The sequence below is a fragment of the Thermoflexus sp. genome (assembly GCF_042408365.1).
Classification (GTDB): domain Bacteria; phylum Chloroflexota; class Anaerolineae; order Thermoflexales; family Thermoflexaceae; genus Thermoflexus.
The window spans coordinates 1-7,477 of the sequence record NZ_JBHOQJ010000009.1; the positions used below are offsets into that span (position 1 = coordinate 1).

General features: G+C 64.9%; 8 protein-coding genes and 1 pseudogene. All 9 read right to left on the bottom strand.

Features of this window, described 5'->3' with window-relative positions; genetic code table 11:
* Positions 1-126: 126 nt before the first annotated feature.
* Complete coding sequence (locus ACFMO5_RS00305) at positions 127-975, bottom strand: ParB/RepB/Spo0J family partition protein (protein ID WP_376790777.1); 849 nt, start codon at positions 973-975, stop codon at positions 127-129.
* Positions 965-1,765 carry a ParA family protein gene (locus ACFMO5_RS00310; protein ID WP_376790778.1) on the bottom strand — a complete coding sequence of 267 codons (801 nt, stop codon included), beginning with the start codon at positions 1,763-1,765 and terminating at the stop codon, positions 965-967. The genes ACFMO5_RS00305 and ACFMO5_RS00310 overlap by 11 nt, the downstream gene beginning before the upstream one ends.
* Before the next feature lie 25 nt (positions 1,766-1,790).
* The gene (locus tag ACFMO5_RS00315) at positions 1,791-2,633 is read right to left on the bottom strand and encodes a PfkB family carbohydrate kinase (protein ID WP_376790779.1); all 843 of its coding nucleotides are present in this window, start codon (positions 2,631-2,633) and stop codon (positions 1,791-1,793) included.
* A gap of 13 nt (positions 2,634-2,646) precedes the next feature.
* Entirely contained in the window at positions 2,647-3,342 is a 696-nt protein-coding gene (gene jag / locus ACFMO5_RS00320) for an RNA-binding cell elongation regulator Jag/EloR (RefSeq protein ID WP_376790780.1), read from the bottom strand.
* Positions 3,343-3,540: 198 nt separating this feature from the next.
* Entirely contained in the window at positions 3,541-4,431 is an 891-nt protein-coding gene (locus ACFMO5_RS00325; RefSeq protein WP_376790781.1) for a YidC/Oxa1 family membrane protein insertase, read from the bottom strand.
* 115 nt (positions 4,432-4,546) lie between these two features.
* Positions 4,547-5,677 carry a PQQ-binding-like beta-propeller repeat protein gene (locus tag ACFMO5_RS00330; RefSeq protein WP_376790782.1) on the bottom strand — a complete coding sequence of 377 codons (1,131 nt, stop codon included), beginning with the start codon at positions 5,675-5,677 and terminating at the stop codon, positions 4,547-4,549.
* 78 nt (positions 5,678-5,755) lie between these two features.
* The gene (gene yidD, locus ACFMO5_RS00335; RefSeq protein WP_376790783.1) at positions 5,756-5,998 is read right to left on the bottom strand and encodes a membrane protein insertion efficiency factor YidD; all 243 of its coding nucleotides are present in this window, start codon (positions 5,996-5,998) and stop codon (positions 5,756-5,758) included.
* A gap of 235 nt (positions 5,999-6,233) precedes the next feature.
* Positions 6,234-6,593 (bottom strand): ribonuclease P protein component, encoded by a 360-nt coding sequence (gene rnpA / locus ACFMO5_RS00340; protein WP_376790784.1) that lies wholly within the window; start codon positions 6,591-6,593, stop codon positions 6,234-6,236.
* Positions 6,594-6,679: 86 nt separating this feature from the next.
* Positions 6,680-6,811: pseudogene (gene rpmH / locus ACFMO5_RS00345) on the bottom strand (50S ribosomal protein L34); the annotation flags it as partial.
* Between the last annotated feature and the right edge of the window lie 666 nt (positions 6,812-7,477).

Genomic DNA, 7,477 nt, shown 5'->3' on the forward strand with positions numbered 1-7,477 from the left:
GGGCGCCTTGGGCGCCCGGCGCATACCGGAAATTTTCAATTTCATCCCCCTCCCCACGGCCCCTGGGGCTGTGGGGAGGAGGTGGGGGCGATTCGCTGCCCCACTCCATATCCCCAAGAAGAAGCACTACCGCGCACCCAACAGGCGCTGGACGATGGCCTCCAGCTCTTCCTCCGAATAGTAATAGATGGTGATCCGCCCGCTCCTGCGGCCGGCGGAGAGGTGGACCTTGGTGCCCAGGGCCTGGCGCAGGCGGTTCTCGAGCTCGATCATGCCAGGGGGGCGCGCGGCGGGCTTCCGCCGCGCCGGGCGCTGGCCCTGCAGGCGGCGCGCCAGCTCCTCGGCCGCGCGGACGCTCAACCCCTCCTCCAGGATGCGCCGGAGGACCATCTCCTGCTGAGCGGGGTTACTGAGCATCAGCAGCGCTCGGGCGTGCCCCTCCGTGATGCGCCCTTCCATCAGGTGGGCCTGGATCGAAGGGGGCAGCTGGAGCAAACGGAGGGCGTTGGTGATCGTCGCGCGGCTCCGGCCCACCCGACGGGCCACCTCCTCGTGGGTCAGGCCGAAGGTCTCGATCAAATAGCGATACGCTTGAGCCTCCTCGATGGGGTTCAGGTCCGCCCGCTGGAGGTTCTCCACCAGGGCCAGCTCGAGCATCTGCTGGGGGGCTGCCTCCCGCACCACCACCGGGATCATGGTCAACCCGGCGCGCTGCGCAGCCCGCCACCGGCGCTCCCCCGCGATCAATGTATACCGCGGAGGCTCCAGCTGGGTCTGGGTCACAATTAACGGCTGCAGCAAACCATGTTCCCGGATCGATTGCGCCAGCTCCTCCAGCTCCGCCTCGTCGATCTGCCGGCGAGGTTGGTGCGGGTTGGGCTCGATGGCATCGATGGGGACCTCCAGGAGACCCATGGTTTCGCCCGCCGGCAGCAGCGCCTCCAAGCCCTTCCCCAACCCGAATTTACGCGCCATGCACGCCTCCTTTCACGGAAGGAACCGGGCTCCCATCCCCTCGCATCAGTTCCTGGGCAAGCGCCATATAGGCGACGGCCCCCGGCGACTGCGGGGCATAGGCGATGATCGGCAGGCCATAACTGGGAGCCTCCGCCAGGCGAACGCTTCGGGGGATCACGGTCTGGAACACCCGGCCCGGGAAGTGATGGCGAACCTCCTCCACCACCTGCTGAGCCAGGCGGGAGCGGGCGTCGAACATCGTCAACAGGAAGCCCCGGACATGCAGCTGGGGATTGAACCGCTGCCGCACCCGGGTCATAGTCTGAAGCAGCCGGGAAAGGCCCTCCAGCGCCAGGTACTCGCATTGAACCGGCACGATCAGGGCGTCGGCAGCGACCATCGCGTTGAGCGTGAGCAGACCCAAGCTGGGGGGGCAATCGATCAAAATGTAATCATATGCCCGCCGAACCCCTTCCAGGGCCTCCCGCAGGCGGAACTCCCGCCGCGGCGCTGGGACCAGCTCCACCTCCGCCCCGGCCAAATCGGAGGTCGCCGGGGCCAGCTGAAGGTTCGCCCACCGGGTGGGAAGGATCCGTTCCCCAAGGGGCAGGCCATCGACCAACGCTTCATACACGGAGCCTCGGAGGCCCTTCCGGTCGATCCCCAGGCTGGCCGTCGCGTTGGCCTGCGGGTCCAGATCGACCAGCAACACCGAACGCCCAGCCGCCGCGAGGCAGGCGGCCAGGTTCACGGCGGACGTGGTCTTCCCCACCCCTCCTTTCTGGTTCGCGAAAGCGTAAACCGGCATCCCGCTCTCCGGCTGCCAAGGGGCGCTAACTGGGCAACGGGAATTCCCGCCGGATCGCTTCGATCTCCTCCGGGCGAGGCGTTCCTTCCAGGCCCGGACGGGTCACGGAGAGGGCGGCCACCCGGGCCGCGTAGTGAGCGGCGGCGAGAGGATCCCGAGTCTCCCATAGCCGGATGAAAAAGGCCGCGGCGAACACATCCCCTGCCCCAGTGGGATCCACTTCCTGTACAGGATACGCGGGGATGGGATGGGGGATCCCATCCTGGAAAAGGGTGGCCCCGCGGGCCGCCTGGGTGACGACGAGAACGGAAGTCCGGCGAGCCCAACGGTGGGCCAGCTCCCAATCCCCTTGGATATCCTCCTCGCTGAAGACCACCGCATCCGCATGGGGAAGGAACTGTTCGGCCTCCGCCCATGGCCGGGGATAGACATGGCCTGCCTCATCCCAGGCGCGCATCCAGCCCTGGGGGGTGATCCCCCGCAGGGCGCCCTCAAACAGAAACAACAGGGACGGGTCCACCTCTCCGGCCACTGGGGCCAGGTGGACCACCCGGGGGCGCCGCCATTCCAGAGGGACCGCGGCTGGGAGCAAACGCTCGGCGAGGCCGTGGAGGCGTTGCCGCCGGCCGTGAGGGGTGTAGAGATTCTCGAACTCCGTGGTGCGTTCGGCGGGCAAATTCATCAACAACGCCCCGTCCAGCGCGAACCGTGGATCCCAATCCGGCCCCGTGCTGGTGATCACCCCAACCCGCCAGCCGTGGGCCAGCGCGGTGCGCCCGGCGTAAGCCGCTGTCCCCCCAAAGGCCGGGCCGCTCGGCGTCCGATCCCGACAAACATGTCCGATAATCACATAATCAATTGGGGACATGGATGTTCCTGGATTATGCATTCTCAGACGTCCAGCGCATGGCGATCACGACGCGACGTTCCTCCCCCTCGCCGATGCTGTAAGTTGTCACCTTGGGGTGATCCTTCAAAGCCATATGGATGACCCGTCGCTCCGCAGCGGGCATGGGCTCCAGCTCCACGGGGCGGCCTGTGGCCATCACCTGTTCCGCCTTCTTCAGCGCCAAGCGGCGGAGCGCCTCGGCTCGCTTGGCCCGATAGCCGTTGATATCCACCACCAGGGGCACAAAGGCGCCCACGCGGCGGGCGACGATCGCCCGCGCCAGGGTCTGGAAGGCATACAGCGTGCGGCCGTGACGGCCGATCAGCCGGCCGGCCGTTGGGCCTTCAATTCGCACAGCCCAGATGGAATAACTCCCGCGGTCTTCCGGCCCTTCCACCGCCTCCTGAGCGATCGAAAGCGTTGCCTGTATCCCCAAGGAGGTCAAAAGGCCCGTGACCACCTCCGCCACCGCCTCCTCGATTTGCTGCGGCGCCAACTCGCGGGCGGGCAGCTCAGAGGGCCGCCGCACCGTCAGACGGACCCGCGCCTCGCGGGCACCGATGCCCAGGAACCCCGGGCTGCCTGGATCCAACACCTCGATCTCCACCGCCTCACGGGGAACGCCCAGTTGGGCCAGGCCAGCCTGAATTGCCGCCTCAATTGTGGGTCCGCTCACCACCAGCTCCATACGCACCTCACAGGGATCAGTGCTCACCGTCCGCTTGATCATGACCGCCGGGCTTGGGACAAACGGATGGCCCGACTCCGCGCCCGGGCCCTCGCCTCACGCGGGGCAAGCCCCTCGCCCCTTCCCTCCTCCCCACGGCCCTTCGGGGCATGGGAAGGGGAAGCCGAATGATTTTCGGGTGGGCCAGGCCATCCCGAGTCACCGGGCTCCCCGCGTTTTCCGGTGAGGCCGGGCAGAGGCCGCAGGGGAAGAGGAGCCCGAGGATGTAGGGGATGGAGGAGTCGCAGCGGCCGACGCATCCCTCCCCCGGGCGAAGCGGCGGAGCAGGAATCCCTTCCAATCCCGCCCCACCAAGGCGAACTGGGCCACCGAGATCAAGTTCGTGACGATAAAGTAAATGCTCAGCCCCACAGCCAGGTTGTAGCTGATCCATCCGAAAAAGAGGGGCATATACAGGTTCATCAACTGGGTCGTCATACGGGTCTGGGGGTCCGTGCTCGGCGGCGTCATCACCTTCTGAGACCACCACGTCGTGAGGATGACGAGCAAGGTCATGATCGGCAAGGGGATGAGGATGCCCCCAATCGGGAGGAAGATCCGTTCCGGCCGCCCCAGATCCCAAAGCAGGAACTGGCTCTGAATCGGGAGCAGCGTGGCCAGAGCGGGGAAGCCGTTAAACCGATAGAGCAGCTTGGCCAAGTCGATGACGGCCATCGGATTGAGGGCCAGCACGTGGATGATCGCCTGGTAGACAGCGATGAGGATGGGGAACTGGATCAGCAGGGGCAGACACCCTCCGAATGGGTTGACCCCGGCCTCCTTGTAAAGCTTCATCTGCTCCTGAGCCAACTTCTCCCGATCCTTAGCGTATTTCTTCTGGAGCTCCTGGAGCCGGGGCTGCAGCTCCTGCATCTTCCTCGCCGCCCGCTGTTGTTGGGCCATCAATGGATAAAGCAACAAACGGATCAGCACGGTCAGGGCCACGATCGCCAGCACGAAATTCTGGCCCAGGGCCGCATAAAGCACCAGCAGGAGGTTCACCAGCGGTTGAAAGAACAAAAGGTTCGTCACCAGCGTGATCGGATTCATCCAACCTCCTTTAAGCCTCGCGCTGCCGAAAGAGGAAATCGAACGATTTTAGGGTGGATGGGCCGCTTTCCAGCGGCCCCATCCACCCTAAAATCCCCGGATGGAGACACGCCGCTCAACGCCCTAACTTCCACGCCTCCGTCAAATCCGAACGGAACGCCACCAGCCGGAACGGTCCGCCGGTCGGGGCGACCACGATCTGACCCGCGATCGTCATCGGTGGGGTGAGGAGGCGCCCCGGGGCGAGGTTGACGGACTTCACCTTCGTTCCATCCTCCAAATTCACCAGATGAAGCCAGCCCGCCTCATCCGCGATGTAAACCCGGTCCTCCACCACCAGGGGTCGGGCGCGAACGGGGCCGTTGGCCTGGAAGGGGCGGGGCCAAAGCGGCTTCCCCTGTCGATCGAGGGCGAAGACCCGCCCGCTCATATCGCCCACGATCAGGCGTTCCCCCGCCACCGCCGGCCCGTCCCAGACCCAGTGATTCGCCTTAAAGCGCCATCGCTCTTGGCCCGTGGTTGGATCCACCGCGTAGAGGTGATCATCGAAGGCTCCCGCGTAAAGCGTATCCCCGTCCAGCGTCAACGCGCCCGCGATGGCCCCTTGGGCCTGGAACGGCGCCGCCCACCGCAGCGTGCCATCCTTCCCATCCAACGCCAGCAGGCGATGGTCCATGGTCCCGACGATCAGCGTGGTTCCGAAGAGGGCCGGGGTGGCCCAAACCCGGGCGGCCCCTCGCCCGGCCTCCGGCAGCCGGGTCTGCCAAAGGACCTGGCCGGTTTCCGGGTTCAGCGCCAACACCCAGCCATCCCCTGTCCCTACGAAGACCTGCGTCCCATCCGAGACCAGGCCGGCGAAGATCGGGCCCAGCGGGCGCTGATCCGCTGGAGGATACACCCATTGGAGCGCCCCGCTCCCCCGGTCCAGCCCACAGAGGCGGCTTTCGCCGGTCCCAGGGTTTTCCGCAGCGATCACGATTCGGTTCTCCAGCACGGCCGGGGATGCGTGATAAGCCCCCGAGCAAGCCCCGGCGTTCCCATTCTTCGGGGGAAACCGCCAGAGCTCCTGGCCGGAGCGCCCATCCACTGCGAACACAGCGTCCAGATCCGCCACGTAAATCACCTCGCCGCTCACCTGCATCCCAGGCCAGCTGGATCCTGCCCCGCTGCAACCGACCAGGAGAATCACCGAAAGGATCCCGATCCCCGCGAAAAGCCTCCATGGCATCGCTGTTGCTTGGATCAACCTCTCCTCCCTCCTCGTAGCCTAGAAAACGTGCCTGCGCCTTGTGCCGTTCGCCTCTCAAAGCCCGGATCCCTTTCCCTAGGGCACAGGATCGTATCCCCCGGGGTGGAAAGGATGACACCGGGCGATTCGCCGAATCCCCAACCATCCCCCCCGGAGCAGCCCATAGCGAGCGATGGCCTCATAGGTGTATTGGGAACAACTTGGGTAGAACCGACAGCTAGGCGGCAACAATGGGGAGATCAGCCGCTGGTAGAGACGGATCAGCCCCAGCGCGCTCCATGCAGGCCAACGCGTCCAGTTCCGTTCAGGTCCCTTCATCCCGGATTCCCCTGTTGAGAGGACTGCGGCCGGCAGCGGACGGGACTTCTCCCCTCGCCCCTGGGGGCTGTGGGGAGAAGGGATCGGATTGCGTTTAGATAGCGCCGAGGAGCCGGACCGGGCCGTTCGGAGCACAAGCCCAACGCGTCGGACCCTTGCTCTGGCACCTGTCTCTTCGCAAAGACTTTTAGGAGCCAGGCGGGCTCCCGGAAGTTCCACGAGGCAGCCCGGAGTTTCATGAGGGCGGAGACCCTCCTTCCCGCAACAGCCCTAACCGGGCCAACCCTTCCAGCAACGCCGCCTCCGCATCCTGCCGCTTGCGCCCGATCAAACCCGGCCGGGCGATCAGGACCAGATCCCATCCCGGCCGGATCTCATGGAGATGCAAGCGGGCCGCCTCCCGAAGCAGACGCTTGGCTCGGTTTCGCTGGACCGCCTTGCCGATGGCGCGACGTCCGGCGATCACCGCCACCCGGATGACCCCCCCATCGTTCGGAGCCGCCTTCAACTTTAGGAGGGCATTGGACCAGGATCGACCCTCTTGCAGGACCCGCTCGATCGCTTTCCGATGGCGCAACCGAACCAGCGAGGCCACCGCACCCCTAACGTTCAGTCTTTATCGCCTGAGGGACCTCGATACTTTCCTTTCCAATTGATCCGCTTGGCCCCTTCGGGTTGAGGTGTCAACCGCCAGCGTCCCTTCAACCGCCGCGCTTTCAGCACGCGCCGTCCGCTCTTCGTGCGCATGCGAGCGAGGAAGCCATGCGTCTTCAACCGCTTGCGTCGCTTCGGCTGGTAAGTCCGCTTCGGCATATGGGTTGAACCTCCTGAATGAAGCTGCGCAATGGGTAATTATAACACACCAGACTTTATACACAATCCGATGCGCCCAGCCTCACCCCGCTGGATATCCTGAGGGGATCTTTGTGGGTGAGGAACCGTTTCCCTCACCCCGCAGCCCCTTTGGCTTTCTGACCTTTGGGGGCTCGCCACTGCTGAGGAGGGCAACTACCCACGAATTGTGCGCAAAATCCAAGCTTTTTATACTCTACAGCAACCAGGGTCCCCAGACCATTCCCACCCGAGCGACGGCGGGAAAAGGCGGTCCGGGATCTGAGTTCCAAGGCTTCGCTCGGGCTGTTCCCACTGCCGGAGATCACCGAAACGCGCTTTCCAGCCGTTGCCATCCGGGATCTTCGGAGGCTGGGGGTCGTTTGTAATAGGGCGCTTTTGCAGCTTGAAATCAGACCGTTTCCCCTAGGGGTCTTCAGGGGTTGAGGACCACCGAAGGCGGTCCTCAACTTCTATCCCTCCCCGCAGCCCTCTGGGCTGCGGGGATGTATAGACCAGACACATGGGTAACACTTGTTCAGAGACATGGGTGACATCGGGTGACTCACATATGGCGACTCGTTCCGTGGTGCAGATCAATCCGCGCGATGGGCTGTTGACAGAAGAATACAACGTATTCCCCATCCT

Coding starts and splice junctions, on each gene's coding strand:
- jag (WP_376790780.1), bottom strand. CDS start 3,342: ATGGAGCTGGTGGTGAGCGGACCCACAATTGAGGCGGCAATTCAGGCT.
- ACFMO5_RS00325 (WP_376790781.1), bottom strand. CDS start 4,431: ATGAATCCGATCACGCTGGTGACGAACCTTTTGTTCTTTCAACCGCTG.
- yidD (WP_376790783.1), bottom strand. CDS start 5,998: ATGAAGGGACCTGAACGGAACTGGACGCGTTGGCCTGCATGGAGCGCG.
- ACFMO5_RS00310 (WP_376790778.1), bottom strand. CDS start 1,765: ATGCCGGTTTACGCTTTCGCGAACCAGAAAGGAGGGGTGGGGAAGACC.
- ACFMO5_RS00305 (WP_376790777.1), bottom strand. CDS start 975: ATGGCGCGTAAATTCGGGTTGGGGAAGGGCTTGGAGGCGCTGCTGCCG.
- ACFMO5_RS00315 (WP_376790779.1), bottom strand. CDS start 2,633: ATGTCCCCAATTGATTATGTGATTATCGGACATGTTTGTCGGGATCGG.